Consider the following 25,192-nt stretch of genomic DNA (forward strand, 5'->3'; position numbering starts at 1 on the left):
AGGCACGCTAATATAGTGACACACGTCAATGATACTATTTTAAATGACTCAGACAGTCTAAATGTCAGTATTGCTTGGCATCATTACTGGTAAAGCTTTGATGAGTACAATCGTATGTTAAAAATGAAATGTTCACTCATTGCCCCCATATTATGTATTAAGTAAATGATCAGTAATAAATACTATAAGAAGGAAAAGTAACATGGCAGAGAAAAATTACTATGACATTTTAGGGGTCAAAAAAGACGCCACAGATGCTGATATTAAGAAGAAATATCGTAAGCTTGTGCGTCAATATCACCCTGATGTCAGCGACGATCCAGACGCTGATAATAAAATCGCGGAAATTAACAACGCTTATGAAACTATTAGAGATAAAGACAAGCGGGCGGAATACGATGCGATGCTTAACAATCCTTTTGCCGGTCAAGGTGGTGCAGGTGGCTTCGGTGGGCAATCAGCAGGCGGCGGACAAGGCGGTTTCCGCTGGGAAGATATCAAAGATCAATTTGGCGAAGGCCAAGCTTATGGCGATGGCGGTTTTCGCTTCGATGATATTTTCTCCGCTTTTGGTGGCGGTGCGCGTGGACAATCGCAGCAGGGCGGTTTTAGGGCGCAAAATAGCCAAGGTCAAGACCAACATGCAGAGATTACTGTCGATTTGTCCTCGGTCTATAGTGGCGATGACTATAGTATTAAATTAAACGTTCCCGTCCGGCAGCCGAATGGTAGTGTCGATTACGAAAATAAAACCCTGAAAATTAAAATTCCACAAGGCATCACTGATGGCAAGCAAATTCGTTTAGCAGGGCAAGGCGCGGCGGGTATTGGTGGCGGTAAAAACGGCGATTTATTTTTAAAGGTGAAAATTCGTCATGCGGACAATATCCGTATCGAAGGCGCTGATGTTTATCAGACGGTCAATGTAGCGCCATGGGAAGCGGCACTGGGCGAGAAAATTAACATCAGTACTCCAGCAGGAACGCTTGGCGTGACGATTCCCAAAAATAGCAAATCAGGGAGCAACTTACGTCTAAAGGGTAAAGGTATTCCTGCTAAGCAAGCAGGCGACTTGTATTTAACTTTAAACATCGTCAACCCTGATATCAGCAGTGAAGCCGCTGCCAAAGCCTACGAGCAGCTTAAAGAAGCTTTTGCTGAGACCAGTATCAGCCGTTAACTAAATCGCATTTAAAAATGCCATAAGCTATGCGAATAGCAGCAATATAACCAAGAAAACAACAGAGATGAAGACCATACGATAACGATAAAATAAAGAACAAATGAGGATAATCGCTATGAAACACTCGCCTGAATTTACCGACATTATCTTGAGCTTGGATGAGCTCGTATCTGCCTGTGGTCAAGAGCGCCAATGGGTCATCGAATTGATTGAAGAAAATATCATCGAATATGATGTGCCAGAGCATAAGCAATTTACCGGTTATCAATTAACCACCGTGCGCCGCGCCTCACGCCTTAGCCGCGACTTTGAAGCGAGCGTGCCGGCAATTGGTCTTATACTTGAGCTATTAGATGAGGTCGAACAATTACGTCAATTTAAACGCCAGCTAGACATGCAGACACCAGTGATTGAAGTAGATGTCGATCATTCAAAGTAGCTGTTTAAATTAATGAATCACACGCTATTTAGCACATAAAAAAAGGGTCTCTAATATGAGACCCTTAATGTTTTGCAAACACCGTTTATTATTTGCAAGTACCGTTTTAAACATTAGCGCGCATATTTTGGATCAGCAGCAGCGGTGAATAAGACGTCGGTTGATGAGTTTAAGGCAGTTTCTGCAGAGTCTTGTACCACACCGATGATAAAGCCAAGTGCCACTACTTGCATGGCAATATCGTTTGGAATACTAAATAGGCTTGCTGCTAATGGAATTAAGAGCAATGAGCCACCAGCAACACCTGAAGCGCCACAAGCACTAATCGTCGCGACCAAACTTAATAACAGCGCTGATGCAAACGATACTTCGATACCGAGCGTATGAGCTGCGGCAAGGGTTAAGACGTTAATTGTAATAGCAGCGCCTGCCATGTTGATGGTTGCACCCAGTGGAATGGTGACCGAATAAGTGTCTTCGTGTAGACCTAATTTACGCGCAAGGTTCATATTGACAGGAATGTTGGCCGCCGAACTACGGGTAAAGAATGCAGTAATTCCTGACTCACGTAAGCACGCAAACACCAACGGATAAGGGTTTTTACCTGTTTTAACCAATACAATCAGCGGATTGACGACTAAAGCGATAAATAGCATACAACCGACCAACACCATCAAAATGTGAGCATAGCCTGCTAACGCGGCAAAGCCTGTCTCAGCAACGGTATTGGCAACCAAGCCTAAAATACCAAAAGGCGCTAGGGCGATGACCCATTTGACCACTTGTGAGATGGCGTCAGAAAAATCACTGACCACGGTACGCGCGGTGTCACTGGCTTGACGTAGGGCGAAACCAATGATGATTGCCCACGCTAATATACCAATATAATTGGCTTCAGCGATGGCCTGGACAGGGTTAGCGACCAAATTCATCAGCAAGTTGGTCAATACTTCTTGAAGATTAGCAGGTGGTACTTGCTCAATGGTGGCATTGACCAATATCAGCTCTGTCGGGAATAAAAAGCTTGCCGCAACCGCCGTTAGTGCAGCCAAAAAAGTGCCGAACATATACATAATCAGCACGGGTTTGACATACACTTCATTGCCGCTACGCTGTTGGCTAATGGCTGCCATGACCAAGATAAATACCAGTATCGGCGCGACCGCTTTTAGCGCCCCGACAAATAGCGTTCCTAATAATCCTAACGCAATACCAATATTTGGTGCCAGCCAGCCAATCAAAACCCCCAATATTAAACCAATAATAATGAGCGGTACCAGCCCTATACGCTGATACATCGCAATCAATGAACGCATCTATACACCCTCGACTTTGTCAATAAATATGAAACTTATAATAGAACGGAAAAGTAATCGAAGGATGGTAGCATTTTTTGCGATAAGCGCCTACCTTTAACCCATGTGGACATGGCGTTAGAGGGTAGTGAAAAAGGGTGGCACGGTAGACAAATAAAGGGCGCTAGTAAGGTGAGAAAATAAAGGTAAAAATCAATAAATTAAACTTTAAAGTGCGTGAGCTCATAGCCTAATTGCTTATAACTTTTATATTTGTGACGACCTTCTTGCACGCTATTGGCATCAGGTTTTATCAGCTCAAGTACCCGAGTAGGCTGGGCATTATTGGTTGCTGCCATAAAGTCATTAACAGGATGGATGGTGGTATTCAGGACAATACCTTTAAAATCAGTTGGCATATAGCTGCCAAGTAAAACGGGTGCTAACGGTTGACTGTTAATAGGGTTAATTACCGTATTTTCGGTATTGCTAGTATCAGTATCAGTATCAGAACCGTCAACATCGCCAACATTTGAATCTAAAAGCCGCTGATGCGGTATAAAGCTTGTGGCATCATGTGCCCAAAATGCTTCATCAAGCGTTGATAGCAATGCATCATCGCTTTCGATAAGAATCAGTAATGACTGAGCGCTTTTATTAAGCGCCGTTTGGGTCAGCTGACAAATAAAGCCCAAGAAATCTTGGGCTTTATTCTCACTTAAAACATAAAAACTCACTTTCATAAATCGGTCTTCATCAATGAATTATTCCTAACTGATTAAGCCATGTTTGCGCTGTTTTTGAGGTATTGCATAAATAGCGGTACAGGACGACCGGTTGCCGCTTTGTCTTTACCTGAATTCCATGCCGTACCAGCAATATCTAAATGCGCCCATGCTTGACCTTCTTCGACGAAGCGCGATAAGAAGCAAGCGGCAGTGACAGCACCAGCGCCTTTACCACCGATGTTCTGCATATCAGCGATAGGCGAGTCAAGCTGCGCTTGATAGTCGTCATCCATTGGCATGTGCCAGATTAAATCGCCTGATAAGTGACTGGCGTTTTCTAAGTCAAACAAGACGTCTTCATCATTACTAAATACCGCTGAGCGTACATGACCTAACGCAACCACACAAGCGCCGGTCAAAGTCGCCACATCAATAATTGCTTTTGGATTATAGCGTTGCACGTAGCATAAAGTATCTGCTAATACCAAACGACCTTCCGCATCAGTATTTAAGATTTCAACCGATTTGCCGTTCATGGCTTTCACGATATCACCAGGGCGCGTAGCATCACCTGATGGCATATTTTCTGCGCAAGCAAGGGCACCAACGACGTTAATCGGTAGACGCGCTTCACACAATGCTTTAATCGTACCTAGTACAGACGCTGAACCGCCCATATCGAATTTCATCTCATCCATTGCCGCACCCGGCTTGATTGAAATACCGCCTGAATCAAAGGTGACGCCTTTACCGACTAAGACGATAGGCGCGTCATCATTGGCAGCATGTACATCGTTATCACTGTTTACATCAGCATTTTTAGCTGATTTCTTAGGTAATTTGGTTGGTAGTTTATCCGCTAATGCTTTTAGACCGCCTGCGACTTTGGCGCTGTTAGTCGTAGCTTTGTTAGTACCTGCACTAAAGTTAGATTTACCACGGTATTCCATGAGTACCAGCTTACCTTCTTTGGTAGAGCCTTGCGCAACAGCCAAGAAGCAACCCATACCCAGTGCTGACATCTCATCTTCACCGAGTACGGTGACTTTTAATAGATCAGGATAGGTTTTGGCTAATTCTTGCGCTTGTTCTGCCATATAAGCAGGGAAGCAAATGTTACCCGGCTCGTTGGCGACATCACGGGTCAAGCTTTGACCAGCGAAAACCGCTTCGGCAAATGTTAATGCAGCGTTCAATGACTCATCAGCCAATAAATAGATATCGGTTAAAACAGGCGTGGTTTGCTCAGATTTGTATTTATCAAAACGGTAGCTCGCTGCCAACAAATTAAGGGCAAACTGACCGAAATGATTTTCTTCTAATGCATCACCTAGGGCGACGGTAATAGAGTCGACACGTTTTTGCGTACTTTGATAAATGGTATTGGCAATTTTTTGCAATACACTATGGCCAAGCTTATCAATATTACCAACGCCAACTAACAACAGTTGTACTGGATTTTCTTTGGCTGTCTTTTTATCACCCGCCAAGGCATAATCAGCGACGGTTTCGCAAGCTTTACCATTAAAATGCGATACTTCCATCAACTGCTCAATGCGCGTTTGATAATCGCTTAATGCGGCTTCACCTAAGATGTTTTTCTTATCATCAATGAGCACCACAAGGCAGGCTGCGTCTTTACTTTTGGCTTCTTTTTTAAGAATTTTTTGCGTATGCGTCTTTGGCAGGGTTTGGGTTAATTTAATATTCATATAGTTATCCTTATTAGAGTTATGAAATTAGCATTATAAAAAATCAGGTTTTATTTAAATTGCTTATACCTGTTAAATTGTTTGGGCTAATGAGGCATCGCAATAGTGTAGCATATTGCAAGGCGAGTGCGCAGTGAGCAAGGCTTTGGTAATATATTTGCACAATTTTGCGATAATTATTTAAATAATTGTTTTATGTCTTTATAGAGTAGTAAGTTATTCACCAGCCAATTCAGCAGTCGTGACTAAAGCGGCAAATCTATCCTGTAATGCTGCCATCGCAGTCTCGTGCATTACTTGCGCACTTATGGCTTCTTTTTTATCATTAGGCAAGGCGCGCGTGGCACAGGCGTTATGGCAGACAAAACTATCAAAGCCCAAATCAAATGCTGCTCTGACGCTTGAGCTGACACACATATGACTCATAAAACCTGCAAAGATAATTTGCTGCTTTTGCGTGCCTGCTATTAGCGTTTGTAGCTTAGTATCGTAAAAAGCATTAGGGTGTTTTTTGACAATGATTGTCTCGCCAGCTTTTGGTTGTAATTCAGCGACAATATCGACATTCGACGACAAAGGATTGAAAACTTTGTCATGATCTGCGCCGTGATGTGCTATATGGAAAATAGGAGTGTCTTGCGCGCGAGCTTTATCTAGTAGTAGACGCGCATTTTTAATGGCGTTAGCACCAGCTTGCCCCAAAGGCATAGCCCCATCGACGTATTCATTTTGATAGTCAATAAAGACGATAGCGCAATTTGACCAATCAAGTACATCAAATTGACCACCCGCGAGTTCAAGTAAAGTAGAAGGCGTAGTGTTGAGTTTATCCATTAATAGTATTCTCCGTTTATCGTTATAAGTATAAATTTTGCAGGTATTCAGTCTAACAATGAAATCTAAAGATAGCCGCGCAAGGATACCAAGGACACACAAACTTTTCCAAATGACATAAAGCAAAAATATAGGGCATATACTTAATAGAGTTGCTCTTCTATTATTAAGACAAGCTTAGAAATTGTATACACTGTACGCTTTCTTGGTTTTATCCATTATCAGCCAAATAATACAGTGTTATAGCAAGATAGATGCAATGTTTTCCAACACATTTCACAGCCATTTTTGGGCAAAATATGCTAGGATTAACGGCTATCTTTATCGCTAATATTTATAGAGTAGCGCTGGTCAGTGGCTTGGCTGCTTTTATAGCGGCTGTCGTTACTTTGTGGGTTATTTAGCTGTTTGAGCCGTCCTTTATACTTTATGGTTTTGTGACCCAATATTATTCAGCTATCGCGATTATATCTACTCCTAATTATCCATCCTTGCCAATAAAACTGCGATAAATCGTGCGCATACCAACCTTTTTCTAAAGAGTGCCTATTGTGATATTACGCCGCTATATGACTCAACAAGTTGCCTCAACGACCGCCTTGGTATTGGGGTTTTTAGTGGTGATGATGCTCGGCGGGCGCTTAATCCGTTACTTTGGTATTGCCGCAGAAGGCAATCTGGACATCAGCTTATTATTTACCATCATTGGTTATAATCTGCCTTACTTTTTAGAGCTTATCCTGCCACTGGCATTTTTTATCGCTCTCATGTTGGTATTTGGGCGCTTATACGTTGACCAAGAAATGGCGGTGATTAATGCCAGCGGCGTGTCGCGCGGTAAGCTTGGACGTCTGATGACACCATTGATATTGGCATTGTTTGTTGGGGAAGCGGCTTTATCTATCGTTGGTAAACCGTGGGGCGTACGCTCATCGGAGAGTGTTTGGCAACAGCAAGCGTTGACCAGTGCTTTTGATTTAATTCGGCCCAATCAGTTTATCAGTAGTGGCAATTATCATTTGTATGTGGGCAGCTTGAGCGATGATAAAAAGCAATTGCAAGATGTGATATTGATTCAATCTGAGCCTAAGACTAAAGGCAGCGCGGCAAAAAATGTGGCGGTTGATGTCAATAACAACATTGACCCAGAAACTGCTGAGCAACTCAATATTCCAGAGCTGCCAAACGCGCTTATAAGCAATAATAGTATTAGTAAAGATACCATTACCCTTGCCAAACGCGCTGAGCAAGTAGATACCGGCAGTAGCGGCGTCACCCAGTTGGATTTATTCCAAGGTCGCCGTTATGAAGTCGGCGCTGGCAGTTTAAAATACAATCAAGTGGGCTTTGATCGCTACCGTATCACCTTGACCGAATCCTCCAAAGAAGTCATCACCGAAGACAATATTGAAACCCAAGCAATTGGTCCATTATGGCAAGCCGCAACAGGCAGCGCAGCAGTGAATAGTGAAAATGCATTACGAGCGGCACAAGGTGAACTTGGCTATCGTTTGGCATTGCCTTGGTTAATGATTATCGCACCGATGCTCGCCGTGCCACTGGCGCAAGTACGTCCGCGTCAAGGTCGTTGGTTGCGCCTGTTCCCATCTATTTTATTATTTGTCAGCTGTGCGCTGGGTATTATCTCGCTCAAAAATGCGGTGAGTAAAGGCAGTGTCAGCGTTTGGGCGTATGCATGGTTGGTATTAGGCTTTATAGCATTGGCGCTTTATATGAATTGGGGCAGCCGCGTCCAGCATCGTTTGCGCTTTCGCAAACCAGATGAGCTGTTAACCGTTAGCGATAATCAAGGCAATATTGACCATAAAAGCAATGGCTCACAAGGAGGACAATCCTAATGAGCGCTTTATTCTCTAAATTATCATCGTCTAATTCATCAAAGCCGAATTCGCCAAAAGCCAAACTGAAACTTGCGCCAAAACCGACCAATTTAAAAGTGCTGAGCCGTTACGTTAAACTAAACGCTTTACTTGCCATCATCGGCGCGGTCATAGGTTTGTGGGCATTGCAGTTGGTGTTCTCTTATTTGTCTGAGTTAGATTCGCTAGATGATAACTATACGATGGGCGAGGCGATTAAATATATCTTTTATCGCTCGCCGTACTTCTTAGAGCAGTTTATCCCAACGGGCGCATTACTTGGTGCTGTGGTTGGTTTAGGTTTACTTGCCAATAAAAGCGAGCTGGTCGTCATGCGCGCTGCTGGCGTCAGTGTTTATCGTATCGTCGGCTGGGTGTTGCAGCCTGCTATGATTTTTGTGCTATTGGCATTGGTGATTAATCAGTTTGTATTGCCGCATTCGAATCAATTGGCGCAAGAGATTAACGATCAAGACAACAGTTCGCTTGTCACCTCGGTACGCGGTTATTGGACGGTACAACCACGCTTTGAGAGTGCAACAGACGGTAGTGCCAAGCCCGATGGCAGTGATATTTTGTATATTGATTATGCCGATGTGCAAGGAAATATTGGTGAGGTCAAACGCTGGCATTTAGATAATAATGGCAACTTGCAAACCGCCATTCATGCTGAGGGTGGCAAATATATCGGTCGCGAACCAATAGATACCGATAGCAGCAAGCCAAGCGAACAATATCGCTACGAGTGGCAGCTGAATAATATGACCAAGCTGATGATTAGTCAGGGCTTTGAGAGTAGCCAAGCTATCGCACCGTCAGATACCTTGAGTTTACCTTTTGCGCCTGAGTCAGTGTATTTACTCACTCGTCAGGCAGAGGATTTATCATTGACCCAGTTATACGAGCATCGTCAATTTATGCGCCAACAAGGCACGCGCTCGTTAAGTCATGAGCTGGCATTTTGGCAAAAGCTGCTCTCACCGTTATCGATTTTATCGCTGGTGATTGTTGCTTGCTCATTCGTTTTTGGCTCATTGCGCACCCATAGCTTGGGCTTGCGTATCGTCGTGGCTTTATTATTTGGCTTGCTATTTAGTTACGTGCAAGACTTGGTTGGCTTTGTTTCGCTTGCGACTGGATTTTCGCCATTATTAATGGTGATATTACCCATTATCGCCAGTACGATTTTGGGCGGGTATTTGCTTAAGCGGCAAATGTAATTCTAAAAATATAATTTTAAAATATAGTTCTAAAAACTGCGCAAAAAAAATCCCGCTAACACATCATCATGTTAGCGGGATTTTTGTTTGCTCATTTTTTAAGTTGCTTAAGCTTAGTCTTTGGTCGCCATGGTAATGGTATAGGTCTTACCTTGTTTGATCTTTTCACTATTGCCAAATACTTCGGTAAACGAGCGCTTCATAAACTGGCGCAAGCCATTGATTGTCACCACATAAAAACGCCCGCCTTTACGCATACGCGCATAGGCATCGAGGAAATATAGATAATGTTGCTCTTTGCCTACTTTAGCGGGCAAGTTCGACATTACAAGGCTAAAGTCCTTATCTTTTGCCACATGATTAAAGCCGTTTGATAAATGCACATCGACATTTTTCAGACCGTTTTTCTCACAATTAAGGCGCGCATATTCCACTGCCATAAAGTCTTTATCAATCAACGTATGCAGACCATTCGGACATTCACGCGCCGCTGTCATACCAAGCACGCCATAGCCACAGCCCAAATCTATAGAATCATCATCCGCTTGAAAATCCACATAATCAAGTAGCATCAAGCTGCCATCATCGAGCTTTTGCGGTGAAAAAATACCCCACGTGGTCGAAAAATCAAACGGCTTACCCAACACTTCTTGGCGAAAGTTAATATCTTCACGCCAATGTTGGGCGCTTTTTAGTAGGTCAGTAGGTGGTCTATGGCTCATGGGATTCTCAGATATTGGATAAGTAAAAGGGGTGCGCTGCTCAATCGGACAGCGTGCATATCATGACGCACTTTATTGAGGCTATTGTAACGAGAAAAGGGCAGGTTTGCAGCATCGTATTAATAGAATTGTATGGTGGGAAGTTGTTATTGCAAAAATTGCGATGGGAGCCAATCCTGCTATCCGCTTGTATCTGTCTTGACGCCAGCATACGCACTATTGTGTCTAGCGCTGTTTCTATTACCTCGATATGAGGAGGGAAATCGTAAGTGTCTGGGAGAAACTTACCTCGACGCAAGAGAAAATCTATGATTTTCTGGAAAACCACAGTACGCAATGCCATCGTCTGCATTAGGATATCGCTACTATCAGGGCTACACTGCATCACAAGGCGACTATTTTGTGATTGCGAAATTTGAATAATAGTAGAATACGCTAGGCACACCCGATAACCTAATAGTGATAATTATTTTCTATATAAAATATTTTATATACCTGCCCATTTGTTTAAGATGTTATTGTTTTAAATTAATTAGTTACTCTGATTAGAGTATATTTAAATAAAGAGGTTTTATATGATCAATAGTTTAAATAAAAAAATACTTATTGCTATATCATTATTTTTCTTATCCTCTTGTAGCTCAGATAATGATTTCACAAGCGAAGATGAAGAACTATCTTCTGATTATATTATATCAAATGAAGTGTTGGATTCAGAAGATAGTGAAGATTATTTTGAGAATGCAGAGTTAGTATCATCTGATCCAAGCATAGATGAGAACTATTTTTTGGAGGATATAAACACTTCTTATCAGTATGAAGACAGAACTGGCACAGTCGGTGACTATACATATAATTATGATGTTAGTGGACAAGATAGCTTTGGAGATGAGGTAGTAGGGAATATCGATATTAGTGGAAAATATGGAAACGGTACAATAACAGATTCTGAAGGAGATGAAAAAAATATTGATGTCGAATGGACTGACTACGGTATATTAGAAGCTACAGACGATTATGGCAATACTTACGAAATGGAAGTTCAATAATAGAGTTATAGTAAGGTTTTAATACAGAAAGCAATATAGAAAAACTTAAGATTCTAAGCGTTGAATTAATTGGTTGCTACTTTTAAGATAAATTTATCTATGATTTATCTTAAAAGATGCCTCCTAATTTCTTTTGTTGGTTAATTGTCCTATAGGACAATTCGCTACATTCAGTTACTGCAATTTCGATGATGTTATACGAGTACAAATCTACGTCATTAATAAATCACTATCCTCAAAAGTCTAAGCGTAACCGATACCGAAAAGCTTTTAATCCTATTTTCTCAAACGCTTTTTTAATAAATGATCAAAGATGAACGGACCAAACGGTAAAAACGAGCCAAGCACACCTGCAGGCATTGCCCACAGTGGCATTTTTATTTTGCTAGTTGCAATCAACAGCATTAAAATATAGGCGATAAACAATGCCCCATGTGCCATACCGATATATTTCACTGCCTCAGGAATACCCAGCATATATTTTAGGGGCATGGCGATACCAAGTAATAATAAAAAAGACGTGCCTTCCAAGTAACCCATGATGGTCAGATTTTTGAGGGCAGAATTTTGCCCTTTTGTTAGGGTAGGCAAAGTAGATGGCTGAGCTTGCAACACGTTATATCCCTTTTACAATCATCAATAAATCTTTAATTTCAATTCTAACCGCGCGGATGATGCTCGGCATGCAGCTTCTGCAATCTCGCCGTCGCCACATGGGTATAAATCTGCGTGGTTGATAAATCACTGTGCCCCAGTAATAACTGCACGCTACGCAAGTCCGCGCCATGATTTAATAAATGCGTAGCAAAGGCGTGACGTAAGGTATGCGGCGATAATTCTTTATCAATACTGGCGATTTTGGCGTATTTCTTTAATAGATACCAAAAGTTCTGCCGTGTCATATAACCACCTTGCGCGGTCAAGAACACCGCTTGGCAATTACCAGACTTCAAATGCGCAATCAAATCGCCACGAGCATGCGTTAGATAATCTTCCAATGCCTCTGCTGCATATTCACCTAGCGGCACCAGTCGGGTTTTATTCCCTTTCCCCGTAATTTGTAACCAGCCAGAATTTAGATTGACTTGTTCTAGTGATAGATTAATCAACTCGCTAACCCGTAGACCACAAGCATATAACACTTCCAACATGGCTTTATCACGTAGACCGAGTGTGGTGCTGCTATCAGGTGCCGCCAATAGGTTATCGACATCTGCCTCGCTCAAATCCTTTGGCAGTGGACGACCTAATTTGGGGCTTTTGATACGCTCACAAGGATTGTCCTCGCGCAGATTACTGGCAATCATCCATAGATAAAACTGGCGCAAGCTTGAGAGCATACGTGCTTGCGTGCGCGGCGTTTTGCCGTCTTGGGTAAGCGTTGATAAGCAGTGCAGCACGTCATCAGGCTGCCACTTCGTCAGCGCAATAGGATTGGTCAACTCGCAAGAACGTAAATCGCGGACATAAGCATTACGCGTCCGCGTTGCAAGTCCGCGGGCAAGCATCGCTTGACGAAACTCAGTGATATAAGTTGGCTCGTCATCAACGGCTAGCGCTTTAGGTTGGCGCTGTTGCACAGCACGGTCGCGGCTCATAATTTGATACTCAATGATTAATTATCAATTATTAAAGTTTAGGCAGCTTCTAAGCACCATAAAGAAGTAACCTCGCTACTCCTCGCCACAAATAGAGGATCGGTATTATCTTGACTGCGACCATGCTTAGGTTTGGTATCGAAGCGGTATTTCACTTTTAGACCACTATCTGCAAACCAGCCTAATAATTCCTCACGAGTGCGTAATTGTAAATGCTCAGCCAAATCCGACAGAATCAACCAGACTTCTCCTTGCTTAGCTAAATGAGATTTCGCGCCTTGCAAAAATCCACGCAGCATTGTGCTATTGGTATCGTAAACGGCGTACTCTAACGGCGAGCTTGGCTTAGCAGGTAGCCAAGGCGGATTACAGACAATTAAATTGGCGAGTGGCGCATCAGTCGGATAAAGGTCTGCTTGCTGTAACTGCACGTTAGGTAGTTGTAGGCGCGTAAAGTTTTCGCTGGCGCAGGCCAAAGCACGCGGATTTAAGTCGGTTGCAATTACCTGATTTACACCGCGCTGCGCTAAGATAATTGCCAGCAAGCCAGTGCCCGTACCAATATCATAGGCGACATCATGAACCGCTGGTAGCGGTGCATCAAGTAACAGTTGTACATACTCATGGCGAGTTGGCGCAAAAACGCCATAATGTGGGAAAATCGATACACCTAAGCTGTCAATCGGTACGCCTTTTTCGCGCCACTGCGCTGCGCCTAATGCGCCTTGCAGATCACGAAACGATAGCACACACGATTCATCTATCGACTTATCCAACTGACCAAAAGCTGCTGTACAGGCGGCACTGACATCAGGGGCACGACGTAATTGGCTGACATAATTGGCATCAAGCTCTAGTAGCAAACGGCTTAATATGCGTGCACGCTGGGCTTGGATTTGGCGTTGTTGATGAAATAAATTAGGTATGCCTAAGGATTCAGTTATGGATGCAGAAGATTCAGCAGACTTATTAGCCGCTTTCTTCATTTTGCGCTGCTCAGCGCGCTCATTAGTACGTTCGATACGTCGCTTAAGTGCTTGTAGTAATTGCCGTGCATTATGAAAATCGCCGCGCCACAATAGTGATGTGCCTTCGCAAGCCAAGCGGTAAGCATCATCCGCGGTTGTTTTGTCATCGACCAATACAATACGCGCAGGCGGCACATGATTGCTTTCTGATAACCAAAGTGCTTGATGTAAAGTTTCGTTTCCGTCTTTGTTTTCGAGCCACTGCACATAATGCTTTTGGATTGCTAACACGCTATCTACCTTTAATTTGTGAATGATATGTTTCGTACAAAGCAAAGATATCTTGATGCTATTAGTGCTATTACTTTATTAATGTAATGAAGTTCTTAGTGCTCTTAGGTTACTAATGCTCTAGGGTCAATCAAATGCATTTAAGCATTCTTTTTCTTGACCAAATAACGATAAAGCGTGGCGCTGGTTGGCGCGTTATCATCGCCAGCGACTCTTATTTCATCCGGATCGATATTCAAATTCACATTTTCAGCAAGCGTTTCTTGCTGTACAAGCTCATGCCCCAAATGACGGCAAAAATTAGGAATATCGCGAGTTGTCGCAGGGTCAGTGGCGAGTATCTCAATCACTTCACCAGCATCGGCTTTACGAATGGTTCGATGCAACATCATGACCGGCTCAGGACAAATGAGCCCTTGGGTATCTAGATGATGTTGAATCGTGATATTAGATGTTGAAGTTGTCATAGTCGTGGTTTTGAATCAATAAAGTAAGGTTAAGGTTTTTTGCTATTTATAAAGGGCTGTATAGAATACATCTGCTTTATGCTTCCTCAACGATTTCAGTGTCTTCTTCAGTTTCTAAAAAGTTAAAAAAGCGCTTAAAGCTCACCTTAAATAAAAATGCCACCCCAAGCCAGCAGGATAGTCCCAACCAAGCAGTATCGGCAAATAATAGCCCACCAACCAATATTATAGTCGATACACCAATACTCATGGCAATCATCGATGGCTGATTTAAGCGATAACGGTAAATAACCAATGCATCATAGATAGTAATAGGAATCGTGAGCGCCACTAAAGCGTATGGCAGGTTATAGAAGAGTTGATAAAGCAGCTGATTGTCATGAAATGCTTTGATACTGGCAATGGTGCCAAAGACCATAAAGGCGAGAATAGCGGCATAAATAAGATAAATCGCTATTTGATTTACTCGCTGAGCGCCTTTGATACGCTCAATCGCTAGTGGCGCAAAGCCATGTTGCGACTTATTTTGCAAAGATTGGTCTGAAACAGTGGTCATATTAATCAGTCATTTATTCGTTTAGATGATATAGCAAAGAGGCGCGGTATGTTAGCAATGGATTTACTGCACTATTAATCCGCTTTAATCGCGTCGATGGCGATACTGCTACTGGGATCAGCAAAGTAAGTCGACATCAGAATACAGGCAGAGATATCATCAATCGGGTCGCGCTCGTTTTTAATCCAACCATTTTCCCAGGCGATTCCCCGTGCAGCCACCGAGGTCAGGCGCTCATCGCAAAGGCTCACCACCACTGGCAGATGCTGCTCCATAATTCTATGTGCTAAGCGGCGGGCAAATTTGTGCGCCCGCTTGGACAGCATCGAGCTGCTACCATCCATATTGAGCGGCAATCCGACCACCACTTTTGCCACGCCCCAAACCTTGATAATACCGAGCAGATTATCCCAATCAGGCTGACCGTTATTCATCGCCAAGATATCAAAGGCACGCGCAGTTTCGGTAATGGTATTACCTAATGCCATACCCATCTTTTTGACACCATAATCGAGTGCCAAAATAAGATGCGGTTTAATCGTTGGTTCGACAGCTGTCGTATCTGTTATAAGCGTGCTATCTACCATAATCAGGGGTGTTTCCTATTTCTGTATTCATCAAGCAAATGCTGCTAAGTATATAGCACTCAATATATAACGCTAGGCATGACCAATATCGCTACTTAAATAGTCAAAATTAACGCCAATCTTATCGGCAGCGATTTGCCAACGCTCTTCAAATGGCGTATCAAACAATAAGTTTAAATCGGCAGGGCAGACGAGCCAGTCGCCGTTATTAAGCTCTTGGTCGAGCTGTTTTTTACCCCAGCTGGCATGACCTAAGCACAGCTGATAATGCCCAACACCTTGACCGGCGGCGATACGTTTTAGAATATCTTGACTGGTAGTAATACAGACGTTCTCTGAGATTGCAAAAGACGATGCCCATTCTGGTTGACCGGTATGCAGGACAAAGCCAACTTCTGGATACATAGGACCACCTTCTAGCGCCACATCTTCCATCACTTGCGGATCCGTGACTTCAATGTCTAAATCCTCTAGCAGTTTGCCCACGCGCGACTGCTCTAATGGGCGATTAACCATAAGACCGAGCGCACCATGTTTATCATGACGACAGATATAAATCAGCGCCTGCTCAAACCGTGGGTCTGACAGCTCGGGCGCCGCGATTAAGAAATGATGGGTCAAATTGGCTTTAGACATAGCAAAAAACGCAACCTAATATGAATGGTAAAATAATAGAGATGACATACCACTATATGGCGATACTGAGTAAAAAATCAACCAAAGCAAATATTTAGCGCTTATTTGATAAGAGCGCTATAGTGTTGCTAGTCATTTAATGCCAGACATTCGATAACAATCATTCAATCACCTTTATTTAACATCGGTTAACAAACTACGCGCATGGTCACGGGTGACATCAGTAATGGTCACACCGCCAGACATACGTGCCAGCTCATCGACTTGCGCGCTATCGGTCAATATTAATAGCTCGCTTTCGGTTTGCTCATCATGATGCTTTTGCACTAGGATATGTTGATGCGCTTGCGCCGCGACTTGCGCTTGGTGGGTAATAGCCAATAACTGCTGCGTCTGCCCAAGCGCGCGTAATAACTCACCGACCACTTGTGCGGTGCCGCCACTGATACCCACATCGACTTCATCAAAGACGAGCATTGGCTTAGCGGCATTATTATTGGCATTAGTCGCTTGCAATACTTGCATAACCAGTGCCATCCGCGACAGCTCACCGCCCGAAGCAATCTTATGCAGTGGTTGCATGGGCATACCGACGTTGGCGCTAAATAATAAATCAATATCATAGCAACCTTGCGCACTATACTGGCTAGGTTCGGATTTTTTGGTAAAGACAAACTCGCAGCGCGCATTGGGCAAGGCCAGCGGCTGTAATTGCTTAATTAATTGTTTGCTGACAGTCGGCGCAGCTTTTGAGCGTGCTTTATTTAACTGCGTTGCAAGCGTGAGATAGTCCTGCCATGCTTGCTCGATTTGTGCCGCCATCGCATCACTGCTTGGCTCATTTTCTAATTGTTCTAACTGTGCTTCCCAACCTTTTGCTTCATCGATTAAATCATTCGCGGGCAAACCATGCTTACGTGACAAACGATGCCCGAGACTTATTAGGCTGTCGAGTGTTTGCAAGCGCTCAGGATCAGGTAGCTGTTGCTCAGCATAATCAGATAGTAATCCCGTCACTTCAGTGATTTGCTGCTGAGCTAAATGCAGCTGTTCGGAGGCCTGCTCAAAGGTTTGACTGACGCCCATTTGGTTATCACAAAGCTTAATCGCTTGCCCGAGCAAGGTCATGACGTCAGGTTCATCAGTATCATTGTCGAGCAGATGCAAACCATGACTGGCTTCTTGCATTAATGCTTCAATATTGGATAGCTCTTCATGCTCCGCTTCAACTTCTGCATAATCAACGGCGAGTAATGGCGCAATATCGGCAAGTTGACTTTGCAACAATTGCATACGGTCTTGGCGCTGGGCTTCACGGCTGGCGATATCATCAGCCCGGCGTTTGAGCTGCTGATAAGCTTGATAACTGCTGGCCGTTTGTGTCGCAAGCGGTATGATTTGCGCCATCTCGTCCAGCCATTGCACCACAAACTGCGGCTTAAGTAATGCTTGCTGGGCATGTTGACTATGGATATTGACCAATAATGCGCCCAAGCTTTTAAGCTCTGCCAAGCTGACTGGCGTACCATTTAACCACGCTTTTGAGCGCCCTGTATTACTGAGTTGACGGCGAATAAGGACTTCAGGTTCTTCTAAAGGTCGTTCATTTTTGGCAAACCATTCCGCCACGACATCATTATTTTCTACATCAAACTGCGCATAAATATCGGCGTGCGCAGCCCCATGTCTGACCATCGCACTGTCTGCGCGCTCGCCTGCACATAGGGATAACGCATCCAATAATAATGACTTGCCAGCACCCGTCTCACCGGTGATGACATTGAAGCCTTCAGCCACACTCAGCTCATGCTGAGCAATCAATGCAAACTGATGTAAAGTTAATGATACTAGCATCAACGCCTCTCATGGCAGACAATGAACTTCACCAATTATGCTGATAAGTCATGTCTAAAATAGGTAAATAAGGAAATAAATGGCTTTGGTTAATGGTGCTAATGAAATAAAGGGGATTGGCAAATATTATGGTGGCAAAAGACAGTAAATACAAATTTTAAAGGTAAACAAAGTTAGTCGTTCATTTAACAATAAAGGATACTTTCCTAGTCGCTGTAACAAACTTTATAGATATAATGTGGTAGCATAATCTCACATAATGATAAACTCTTACCACCAGATTTTCATACAATCTGTGCTACAAGGTTCGTCTTATAGATAAAGAGATACAGCTCTCTGACGGTCAAAGTCAGTGTCGTATGATTGTTTTAGATAGAGCAAGCTTAGTCTGTCGCTATGTTTAGTTATTAATGATATTAAGCTAAAGACAGCGGTAGTCGTTAAAAAGAGGTTGTTTAACTGTCATTTAGGCGGTGAATTAATCTCTGGTTTTTCAATTTGGTTTTTTAGTTTGGCAATAATTATTTGATAAGGAAGCCACTATGACAGCGGCGCAATTTACCAATGTAACAGTCAATGCTCAAGCCACGATATCCTATGATGGTCGTTGCTCAAGCCATACCATTATGTTTGAGGACGGTCGCCATAAAACGTTAGGGGTTATTTTGCCTTGCGATAATTTGGTCGAACACTATCACTTTAGCACCAATACCTCCGAACGTATCGAAATCATCAGTGGTGAGTGTGAGGTGAAAATAAACGGTGAAGAAGAATTCAGTTACTACCGCGCAGGACAATCATTCGTGGTTGAAGGTAATAGTGGCTTTAACTTACGCACGGAAGAAATCGTGCAGTATATCTGTCATTTAGAAGGCTAAGCCGGCTAGAAGATCGTACTATAAGGTGTCAAGAGCCACTTTATGACCCTTTCAATTAAGCATTTTAAAAGAGATAAATCTTAAATAAGGTTTGTTTCTTTTTTTTGACGATTTTTTTAATAATAATATTTCGTTTAGCCGCTGATTAGTTGCTACAATTATCGCTATATTTTTCTTCTTGATCGCCAAGTGCGATCCTCATTTTTAAACGGCAGGCCTATTATGGCAAAACCCAGCTATTTCTATGGCATTCATGCAATTGATGCCTTACTCGAACATCGTCCTCTTGATGGACTCAGCTTATTCGTGCAGCAAGGACGTGAGACTGACAGCCACGTACAAGCGATTATGGCGCAAGCACGTGATAATGGCATCAGTATTCAACCAACGCAAAAAGACAAGCTCACGCAACTGTGCGGCAGCCCGCAGCACCAAGGCGTGGTGCTGAATGCACGTCCGTTAGGCTTCGCTGACGAAGGCTTATTAGATACTATTGCTGGACGTGAGCAGTGTTTGTTATTGGTGCTCGATCAGATTACAGACGCGCATAACTTTGGTGCGTGTTTACGTACCGCTGTGGCAATGGGCGTTGATGCGGTCATTTGTCCAAAACACCATGCGGCAAGCTTGACGCCAACCGTTGCTAAAGTATCGGTAGGGGCAGCAGAGATGATGCCTATCGTCAGTGTGACCAATTTGGCACGTACGCTAACCAAGATTAAAAACGCTGGCGTATTTGTCTTTGGTACTGCCTTAAATGCAGAGGCTAAGCCAATACATGAGGCAGATTTGACAGGAAAAACCGCTATTATTATGGGATCAGAGGGCGAGGGCATGCGTCGCCTGACAACAGAAAGCTGCGATGAGCTGGTTTATATTCCGATGTCAGGCAACGAGCATGGTAACTTACAAAGTTTAAATGTAAGTGTTGCTACCGGTATGGCGCTCTATGAGATTAATCGGCAGCGAACTTTAGCTGCTGGGCAAGCGTAAGATAGTCTTGGTGTAAGGGCTCAAGCTGTACATATAGCGCTTCAAGATCGCTCTCGTTTAGTACCACATCATCCGCATGACGATTACGTTCTTCGCGGCTTAGCTGATTGACCATAATGGCTTTAATCTTCTGTACACTTTGCTCATCACGCTGGCTGGCACGCGCAAGTTGGGTGTCCTCGGTGGCATCCATCACTAGAATACGGTGGCATAAATTGGCAAGCCCTGCTTCTGCGCCTTCAATGAGCAGCGGCGCTGACAGCACCACGTACGGTGACGTACTGGCTGCTAGTTGCAGTTTTGCCGCCTCACGTATCGCTGGATGGGTGATTGCTTCAAGCTCAATCAGAGCCTCAGGATGGGTAAAGACATAGGTGCGCACGGCGGCACGATCCATTTCACCATCGGCCTTTAACACCCAATCACCAAATTTTCTCTCAATTTTGCGTAAAGTGGCGCTACCTTTAGCGACCACCTCGTGAGCAATCACATCCGCATCAATAATATCAATCCCTTGCTGAGCGAACCAGTCGCTTGCAGCCGACTTGCCACTGCCGATACCACCGGTCAAACCGATGACTAGTGACTTGCTTTTGGCTTGGCGAGGCTGTGGTTGAAAAGAATAAGATGAAGATGAGGCATATTTTGACATAATGATGGCTTATTTAACTGATAAAAGAGGGATGACCGTAATACAGCAATAGCCTATTCTAGCAGGTTAAAGTCACAGTCTTTAGAAATTGCTGCTCTACTTGCATAGTATTACGGGTCTACTTGCATAGGATAGATGGCTAAGTATACATCCCTAGGTACCAATTGACGATGTCTGAGCCGTATAGTAAAGCGATAATACCGGCAATCGCGATATAAGGACCAAAGGCAAAAGGGCGACTTCCCCCTTGTTTTTTCATCAGAATAAGCCCAACGATGGAACCAAGTAGTGACGACAGTAGAATAATTAACGGCAACATCGTAGGGCCAAGCCAAGCGCCTAACACCGCCAATAATTTGAAGTCGCCTTGTCCCATACCATGTTTTTTAGTGATAAGATAAAAGACTTTGACCACAACCCACAAAGACAGAAATCCTAGTAACAATCCCCAGATGGACTGAGTAGGGGATACAAACCAGCTTTGCGAGTTTACTGCCAAGCCTAATCCTGCTAAAGGAAAGGTTAGGCGGTCAGGCAGTAGTTGCGTATCAAAGTCGATACCGGTTAATGCAACCAGCGTCCAGACCAAAATCAGGGCAGATAATCCAGCGGCGTTGACGCCAAACTGATAAATGACCAAGACAGATAGTAGGGCTGTAACTAGCTCAACGATAGGATAACGCAGTCCTATAGCGGCTTTACAATCCGAGCAGCGCCCACGTAATATAAGCCAACTTATTAAAGGGATATTCTCATACCACTTTATTTTATGGGCGCAGTGAGGACAGCGTGAGGCAGGTTTGCTTAGTGTGATAGGAGTATCAGTAACGACAATGTTTGCTAGAGGTGTCGTATGCTCACGCAGCATATCTGCTTGCTCAGCCATAAACTGGCTACATTCTTGTCGCCAAGCTGCTACCATCATAAGCGGTATACGATGAATCAGCACATTTAAAAAACTGCCAACACAAAGACCGAGTAGACCAAATACGACTAAGGCAAGAGTCATATTTTCTTGTAATAACTGTATAAATTGCATGAAATCGTTTTCCTTGCAGCGGCTTTTAGCCTACCACTGAGCCCATTTGGAAGATTGGCAAGTACATGGCAATCACTAAGCCGCCGACTAATACGCCTAGTACTGCCATAATTAATGGTTCCATTAAGCTGGTCAAACCATCAACGGCGTTATCGACTTCATTTTCGTAATAGACTGCTACTTTGTCTAGCATCTCTTCTAAGCTACCTGATTCTTCACCGATACCGACCATTTGAATGGCTAAACTTGGGAAGAGGTTGGTTGAACGTATTGAAAATTGTAATTGTTGACCGGTTGAGACATCGTTTTTGATTTGTTGGATGGCATTATAAAATACTACGTTGTTGGCTGCACCAGCAGTAGAGTCTAAAGCGTCAATAAGCGGTACACCTGCAGCAAAGGTGGTCGATAGCGTACGGGCGAAACGGGCGATAACCGCTTGATAAGCAATATTGCCGAATATCGGGGCTTTTAACACCGCACGATCTAAGAAGTCACGAAATTTCTTAGAGCGTTTTTTCGCTTCTAAAAATCCAATAATAGCACCCCCGATAATAACAACCACAATAAACCACCATGCCTGCATCCACTCAGACATATTAACAACCATTTGAGTAAAAGCAGGTAGCTCGGCGCCAAATGAACCAAATAATTCTGAGAACACAGGTACGACCTTAATTAGCAAGATCATAGTAACAATGACAGCAACAACGATAACCGCAATTGGGTATTTCATCGCCTTTTTAATTTTGGCCTTCAGCAGCTCACTTTTTTCTTTATAGGTTGCAACACGCTCTAACATGGTCTCAAGTGCACCTGACTGCTCACCAGAGTCGACGAGTGAACAGAAAAGGTCATCAAAGTAGCGTGGATGCTTACGTAATGCTGAAGCAAAGGTACCACCTGCTTCAATATCAGCCTTTATTTGTAAGACTAAGTCCTTCATGCTCGGGTTATCAAGTGAATCGGCGACAATCTCAAAAGACTGGGTCAGTGGCACACCTGCTTTCATCATGGTAGCTAATTGACGCGCAAAAATAGCAATGTCAATGGGTTTGATTGACTTTTTAAAGGTATAGAGTGGCTTTGGTTTTTTCTTGATACCTTTAACGGTGATACCTTGTTTGCGCAAGGTGGCTTTCGCCAGCTCCAAGCTACGACTGGTGGTCTCGCCTTTTATTTTTTGTCCGCGCCGGTTTACCCCATCATAGACAAAGTCTAACAGCATGTCGGTTTTAGCTTTTGCCATGTTACTACCCTCAAAAATTGTCTAATAGAGATACTGCCAAACTATAAAAAATTGCCAAACTATAAAAAGATACCTGATCTGTATTTTGAATGTGGCATACTTTGTTTTAGCTTAAAAAGCCAGTATATATCTGTTTTATATTTAAGTACATCTGTTAGGTAATATTGCTGGTTTATAAAAATCCATGCTCAAAACTATCAATAGTGGCGTTTTTATGTTCGACGATAGTTATTCAGAGGTCACACGCATCATTTCCTGAATACTGGTCACCCCTTGTAATACCTTTAAAACACCAGAGCGGCGTAAGTCTCTAAAACCATTTTTCAGCGCCGCATCTTTAATGTCTATCGCGTTACCATCTTCCATAATAATACGGGAGATATCAGGGCTGACTTTCATCACTTCGTAAATACCAACACGCCCTTTATAACCTTCACGGCATTCGTTACAGCCGACTGGTTCATAAATAATATTGTCTGGATTGTCTAAATCAGCATCGGTAAAGCCCAGTTCAAGCAGGCTTTGACGCGGGATATTGATTGGTTTTTTACAATTTTTACATAAGCGCCGTGCTAACCGCTGGGCAATGACCAAGTTTACTGACGTTGCGATATTAAATGAGGCAACACCCATATTACGTAAACGGGTTAAAGTTTCAGGTGCAGAGTTTGTATGCAGGGTCGACAGCACCATATGTCCCGTTTGTGCCGCTTTAATCGCAATTTCAGCGGTTTCAAGGTCACGAATCTCACCGACCATAACGATATCAGGATCTTGACGTAAGAATGACTTAAGCGCATTTGCAAAGGTTAAACCCACCTTTGGGTTGACGTTGACCTGATTGATACCTTCAAGGTTAATCTCAACCGGATCTTCGGCAGTCGAAATATTGGTCTCGCCGGTATTTAGAATATTAATACCCGTATAGAGAGAGACGGTCTTACCAGAGCCGGTAGGACCGGTAATAAGAAGCATGCCTTGCGGCTTATGTAAGGCTTCTAAAAACATCTCTTTTTGGTCAGGCTCATAGCCCAATGCTTCAATACCAAGCATGGCTGATGAAGGATCCAAGATACGCAAAACAAGCTTTTCGCCAAATAAAGTAGGTAAAGAGTTTACGCGGAAGTCGATGGCTTTATCTTTAGAGATTTTAAGCTTAATACGGCCGTCCTGAGGTATACGGCGCTCGGATATGTCCATTTGTGACATTACTTTTAGACGTGCCGCGATTTTACTGGCAAGCTGTACTGGCGGGCTGGCCATTTTTTGCATGACGCCATCAACACGGAAGCGTACACGAAAGGTTTTCTCGTAGGGTTCAAAATGTAAGTCTGATGCGCCCATACGAATAGCATCAACCAACATTTTATTAACAAATTTTACAACCGGTGCTTCATCGACACCGTCACTAAGCTTGGTTTCACCTTCTTCATCATTTTCATTAAAACCTACATTTAAATCACTATCAGAAAAGCTATCAAAATGTTGCATGGTATCGGCGTAAAGGTTTTCAATACGCTTTTTTAGCTTATCTTCTTCAACGACAACTGTTTCAATGGACAGGCGTGAATTAAAGGCAATGGCGTCAATAGCATCAATACGGGTTGGGTCACTCAATGCCACAAACAGGCGCTGTCCACGCTTAAACAGCGGTAAAGCATTAAACTTACGCACGATTTTTTCATCGACTAAGTCTTTTGGTATGACCTCTGAGCTTAGCGCATCAAGATCAAATAAAGCATCGCCAAAAGCTTGTGACAACATTTGTGCCAACTGATAGGCATTGGCAAGCTTATGTTCGACTAAGTAAGACACTAGCCCTATTTGTTTTTGTTGTGACTCCGTTTGCGCAGTTTTCATATGCGCTTCGCTCACAATACCTTCGCTAATTAGCTGCTGCGCTAAGCCGCCGTATTTACTGGCTGTAATAGACATTAAGACCTCTCTTTACTTGATATCAAATGGGCTGTATTTTTTAAACTGTATTTTACCGAGCTCGCATCATCATATATCTATATCATTGGCAACCAAATATCAATCATGACTTATAGAGTTATGTCTAATAAGCGAGTGCTAATAAGTTGTATCTAACTTGTTATAATTATTTATATCAATCATACAGAGGATTGATTGTCTTGGTTTTAGTTTCTATGAATAGAATGATATCTAAATTTACGGCTGTTAAAAGACTTTATATAGGGTATGAGATTGTTAGTCTATAAGAAATAACTACTTAGAATAAATAGAATGTAAAAGTCGGCAAAACATCAGTTTCGATTCTGAGCGCACTATACTATAGCACTTGAGAAATATTTGTTATACTTGCGCGCATATGAGCCATATCGGCAGCAATAGATAAGAC

At 43.1% G+C, this 25,192-nt stretch carries 24 protein-coding genes; 7 read left to right on the plus strand and 17 right to left on the minus strand.

Translation table 11 applies throughout. The features are described from left to right. Positions 1 to 202: 202 nt before the first annotated feature. Entirely contained in the window at positions 203 to 1,180 is a 978-nt protein-coding gene (locus FHS24_RS04910; protein WP_183619359.1) for a DnaJ C-terminal domain-containing protein, read from the plus strand. A 118-nt stretch (positions 1,181 to 1,298) separates the two neighbouring features. Next, entirely contained in the window at positions 1,299 to 1,622 is a 324-nt protein-coding gene (locus tag FHS24_RS04915; protein WP_183619361.1) for a chaperone modulator CbpM, read from the plus strand. 113 nt (positions 1,623 to 1,735) lie between these two features. Here FHS24_RS04915 and sstT read toward each other — a convergent pair whose 3' ends face one another. The 4 genes from sstT to FHS24_RS04935 all read right to left on the minus strand — a co-directional run bounded on the left by sstT (position 1,736) and on the right by FHS24_RS04935 (position 6,191). After that, on the minus strand, positions 1,736 to 2,938 hold the full coding sequence (sstT, locus tag FHS24_RS04920; protein WP_183619362.1) for a serine/threonine transporter SstT: 1,203 nt from the start codon (positions 2,936 to 2,938) through the stop codon (positions 1,736 to 1,738). Positions 2,939 to 3,138: 200 nt separating this feature from the next. Continuing rightward, on the minus strand, positions 3,139 to 3,660 hold the full coding sequence (locus FHS24_RS04925; RefSeq protein WP_183619363.1) for a DNA polymerase III subunit chi: 522 nt from the start codon (positions 3,658 to 3,660) through the stop codon (positions 3,139 to 3,141). Positions 3,661 to 3,695: 35 nt separating this feature from the next. Continuing rightward, positions 3,696 to 5,357, minus strand: a complete 1,662-nt coding sequence (locus FHS24_RS04930) for a leucyl aminopeptidase (RefSeq protein WP_183619364.1) — start codon at positions 5,355 to 5,357, stop codon at positions 3,696 to 3,698. 216 nt (positions 5,358 to 5,573) lie between these two features. Further along, positions 5,574 to 6,191 carry a cysteine hydrolase family protein gene (locus FHS24_RS04935; RefSeq protein WP_183619365.1) on the minus strand — a complete coding sequence of 206 codons (618 nt, stop codon included), beginning with the start codon at positions 6,189 to 6,191 and terminating at the stop codon, positions 5,574 to 5,576. Positions 6,192 to 6,760: 569 nt separating this feature from the next. Here FHS24_RS04935 and FHS24_RS04940 point away from each other — a divergent pair. Together FHS24_RS04940 and lptG are read left to right on the plus strand one after the other, a co-directional pair. Beyond that, positions 6,761 to 8,050, plus strand: a complete 1,290-nt coding sequence (locus tag FHS24_RS04940; protein ID WP_183619366.1) for an LPS export ABC transporter permease LptF — start codon at positions 6,761 to 6,763, stop codon at positions 8,048 to 8,050. Continuing rightward, positions 8,050 to 9,291, plus strand: a complete 1,242-nt coding sequence (gene lptG, locus FHS24_RS04945) for an LPS export ABC transporter permease LptG (protein WP_183619367.1) — start codon at positions 8,050 to 8,052, stop codon at positions 9,289 to 9,291. Before FHS24_RS04940 ends, lptG begins: the two co-directional genes overlap by 1 nt. Before the next feature lie 113 nt (positions 9,292 to 9,404). Here the strand turns inward: lptG and FHS24_RS04950 are convergent, their stop codons facing one another. Then, on the minus strand, positions 9,405 to 10,013 hold the full coding sequence (locus tag FHS24_RS04950; protein WP_183619369.1) for a class I SAM-dependent methyltransferase: 609 nt from the start codon (positions 10,011 to 10,013) through the stop codon (positions 9,405 to 9,407). Between the two features lie 575 nt (positions 10,014 to 10,588). Between FHS24_RS04950 and FHS24_RS04955 the strand changes: the two genes are divergently transcribed. Next, positions 10,589 to 11,062, plus strand: coding sequence for a hypothetical protein (locus tag FHS24_RS04955; RefSeq protein ID WP_183619371.1), 474 nt, complete (start codon positions 10,589 to 10,591; stop codon positions 11,060 to 11,062). Positions 11,063 to 11,338: 276 nt separating this feature from the next. Here FHS24_RS04955 and FHS24_RS04960 read toward each other — a convergent pair whose 3' ends face one another. From FHS24_RS04960 to recN, 8 genes are all read right to left on the minus strand, one after another. Next, a complete protein-coding gene (locus FHS24_RS04960; protein ID WP_183619373.1) occupies positions 11,339 to 11,677 on the minus strand; it encodes a DUF3817 domain-containing protein in 339 nt (112 codons plus the stop codon). Between the two features lie 44 nt (positions 11,678 to 11,721). Next, positions 11,722 to 12,660, minus strand: coding sequence for a site-specific tyrosine recombinase XerD (xerD, locus tag FHS24_RS04965; RefSeq protein ID WP_183619375.1), 939 nt, complete (start codon positions 12,658 to 12,660; stop codon positions 11,722 to 11,724). A 38-nt stretch (positions 12,661 to 12,698) separates the two neighbouring features. Further along, positions 12,699 to 13,919 carry a methyltransferase gene (locus tag FHS24_RS04970; protein ID WP_183619377.1) on the minus strand — a complete coding sequence of 407 codons (1,221 nt, stop codon included), beginning with the start codon at positions 13,917 to 13,919 and terminating at the stop codon, positions 12,699 to 12,701. A gap of 140 nt (positions 13,920 to 14,059) precedes the next feature. Beyond that, positions 14,060 to 14,386, minus strand: a complete 327-nt coding sequence (gene tusA / locus FHS24_RS04975; RefSeq protein WP_183619379.1) for a sulfurtransferase TusA — start codon at positions 14,384 to 14,386, stop codon at positions 14,060 to 14,062. A 76-nt stretch (positions 14,387 to 14,462) separates the two neighbouring features. After that, positions 14,463 to 14,942, minus strand: a complete 480-nt coding sequence (locus FHS24_RS04980) for a hypothetical protein (protein ID WP_183619381.1) — start codon at positions 14,940 to 14,942, stop codon at positions 14,463 to 14,465. Positions 14,943 to 15,016: 74 nt separating this feature from the next. Continuing rightward, positions 15,017 to 15,529, minus strand: a complete 513-nt coding sequence (gene ruvX / locus FHS24_RS04985) for a Holliday junction resolvase RuvX (protein ID WP_183619383.1) — start codon at positions 15,527 to 15,529, stop codon at positions 15,017 to 15,019. A 72-nt stretch (positions 15,530 to 15,601) separates the two neighbouring features. Continuing rightward, positions 15,602 to 16,165, minus strand: a complete 564-nt coding sequence (locus FHS24_RS04990; RefSeq protein WP_183619385.1) for a YqgE/AlgH family protein — start codon at positions 16,163 to 16,165, stop codon at positions 15,602 to 15,604. Between the two features lie 174 nt (positions 16,166 to 16,339). Beyond that, positions 16,340 to 18,019, minus strand: a complete 1,680-nt coding sequence (gene recN, locus FHS24_RS04995) for a DNA repair protein RecN (RefSeq protein ID WP_183619388.1) — start codon at positions 18,017 to 18,019, stop codon at positions 16,340 to 16,342. A gap of 542 nt (positions 18,020 to 18,561) precedes the next feature. Here recN and ppnP point away from each other — a divergent pair. Both ppnP and rlmB read left to right on the plus strand, forming a co-directional pair. Further along, on the plus strand, positions 18,562 to 18,897 hold the full coding sequence (gene ppnP, locus FHS24_RS05000; protein ID WP_068407914.1) for a pyrimidine/purine nucleoside phosphorylase: 336 nt from the start codon (positions 18,562 to 18,564) through the stop codon (positions 18,895 to 18,897). A gap of 222 nt (positions 18,898 to 19,119) precedes the next feature. Beyond that, positions 19,120 to 19,890, plus strand: a complete 771-nt coding sequence (gene rlmB, locus FHS24_RS05005) for a 23S rRNA (guanosine(2251)-2'-O)-methyltransferase RlmB (RefSeq protein ID WP_183619390.1) — start codon at positions 19,120 to 19,122, stop codon at positions 19,888 to 19,890. Here the strand turns inward: rlmB and coaE are convergent. The 4 genes from coaE to pilB all read right to left on the minus strand — a co-directional run bounded on the left by coaE (position 19,853) and on the right by pilB (position 24,765). Further along, positions 19,853 to 20,542 carry a dephospho-CoA kinase gene (gene coaE, locus FHS24_RS05010; protein ID WP_183619392.1) on the minus strand — a complete coding sequence of 230 codons (690 nt, stop codon included), beginning with the start codon at positions 20,540 to 20,542 and terminating at the stop codon, positions 19,853 to 19,855. The two genes, rlmB and coaE, sit on opposite strands and share 38 nt — an antisense overlap. A 139-nt stretch (positions 20,543 to 20,681) precedes the next feature. Beyond that, positions 20,682 to 21,581, minus strand: a complete 900-nt coding sequence (locus FHS24_RS05015) for a prepilin peptidase (protein ID WP_183619394.1) — start codon at positions 21,579 to 21,581, stop codon at positions 20,682 to 20,684. Positions 21,582 to 21,606: 25 nt separating this feature from the next. Further along, positions 21,607 to 22,830 carry a type II secretion system F family protein gene (locus FHS24_RS05020; RefSeq protein WP_183619395.1) on the minus strand — a complete coding sequence of 408 codons (1,224 nt, stop codon included), beginning with the start codon at positions 22,828 to 22,830 and terminating at the stop codon, positions 21,607 to 21,609. Positions 22,831 to 23,058: 228 nt separating this feature from the next. Continuing rightward, positions 23,059 to 24,765 carry a type IV-A pilus assembly ATPase PilB gene (pilB, locus tag FHS24_RS05025; protein WP_183619397.1) on the minus strand — a complete coding sequence of 569 codons (1,707 nt, stop codon included), beginning with the start codon at positions 24,763 to 24,765 and terminating at the stop codon, positions 23,059 to 23,061. Positions 24,766 to 25,192: the final 427 nt, after the last annotated feature.

The sequence above is a fragment of the Psychrobacter luti genome, assembly GCF_014192115.1.
GTDB classification, from domain to species: domain Bacteria; phylum Pseudomonadota; class Gammaproteobacteria; order Pseudomonadales; family Moraxellaceae; genus Psychrobacter; species Psychrobacter luti.

Bases quoted from the DNA above. Each gene is read 5' to 3' on its own strand.
- FHS24_RS04990 (WP_183619385.1), bottom strand. From the start codon at position 16,165: ATGTCTAAAGCCAATTTGACCCATCATTTCTTAATCGCGGCGCCCGAG.
- FHS24_RS04930 (WP_183619364.1), bottom strand. From the start codon at position 5,357: ATGAATATTAAATTAACCCAAACCCTGCCAAAGACGCATACGCAAAAA.
- FHS24_RS04940 (WP_183619366.1), top strand. From the start codon at position 6,761: ATGACTCAACAAGTTGCCTCAACGACCGCCTTGGTATTGGGGTTTTTA.
- pilB (WP_183619397.1), bottom strand. From the start codon at position 24,765: ATGTCTATTACAGCCAGTAAATACGGCGGCTTAGCGCAGCAGCTAATT.
- FHS24_RS04950 (WP_183619369.1), bottom strand. From the start codon at position 10,013: ATGAGCCATAGACCACCTACTGACCTACTAAAAAGCGCCCAACATTGG.
- FHS24_RS04955 (WP_183619371.1), top strand. From the start codon at position 10,589: ATGATCAATAGTTTAAATAAAAAAATACTTATTGCTATATCATTATTT.
- recN (WP_183619388.1), bottom strand. From the start codon at position 18,019: ATGCTAGTATCATTAACTTTACATCAGTTTGCATTGATTGCTCAGCAT.
- FHS24_RS05020 (WP_183619395.1), bottom strand. From the start codon at position 22,830: ATGGCAAAAGCTAAAACCGACATGCTGTTAGACTTTGTCTATGATGGG.
- rlmB (WP_183619390.1), top strand. From the start codon at position 19,120: ATGGCAAAACCCAGCTATTTCTATGGCATTCATGCAATTGATGCCTTA.
- sstT (WP_183619362.1), bottom strand. From the start codon at position 2,938: ATGCGTTCATTGATTGCGATGTATCAGCGTATAGGGCTGGTACCGCTC.
- tusA (WP_183619379.1), bottom strand. From the start codon at position 14,386: ATGACAACTTCAACATCTAATATCACGATTCAACATCATCTAGATACC.
- FHS24_RS04915 (WP_183619361.1), top strand. From the start codon at position 1,299: ATGAAACACTCGCCTGAATTTACCGACATTATCTTGAGCTTGGATGAG.
- FHS24_RS04980 (WP_183619381.1), bottom strand. From the start codon at position 14,942: ATGACCACTGTTTCAGACCAATCTTTGCAAAATAAGTCGCAACATGGC.
- xerD (WP_183619375.1), bottom strand. From the start codon at position 12,660: ATGAGCCGCGACCGTGCTGTGCAACAGCGCCAACCTAAAGCGCTAGCC.
- FHS24_RS04935 (WP_183619365.1), bottom strand. From the start codon at position 6,191: ATGGATAAACTCAACACTACGCCTTCTACTTTACTTGAACTCGCGGGT.
- ppnP (WP_068407914.1), top strand. From the start codon at position 18,562: ATGACAGCGGCGCAATTTACCAATGTAACAGTCAATGCTCAAGCCACG.
- coaE (WP_183619392.1), bottom strand. From the start codon at position 20,542: ATGTCAAAATATGCCTCATCTTCATCTTATTCTTTTCAACCACAGCCT.
- FHS24_RS04925 (WP_183619363.1), bottom strand. From the start codon at position 3,660: ATGAAAGTGAGTTTTTATGTTTTAAGTGAGAATAAAGCCCAAGATTTC.
- ruvX (WP_183619383.1), bottom strand. From the start codon at position 15,529: ATGGTAGATAGCACGCTTATAACAGATACGACAGCTGTCGAACCAACG.
- FHS24_RS05015 (WP_183619394.1), bottom strand. From the start codon at position 21,581: ATGCAATTTATACAGTTATTACAAGAAAATATGACTCTTGCCTTAGTC.
- lptG (WP_183619367.1), top strand. From the start codon at position 8,050: ATGAGCGCTTTATTCTCTAAATTATCATCGTCTAATTCATCAAAGCCG.
- FHS24_RS04910 (WP_183619359.1), top strand. From the start codon at position 203: ATGGCAGAGAAAAATTACTATGACATTTTAGGGGTCAAAAAAGACGCC.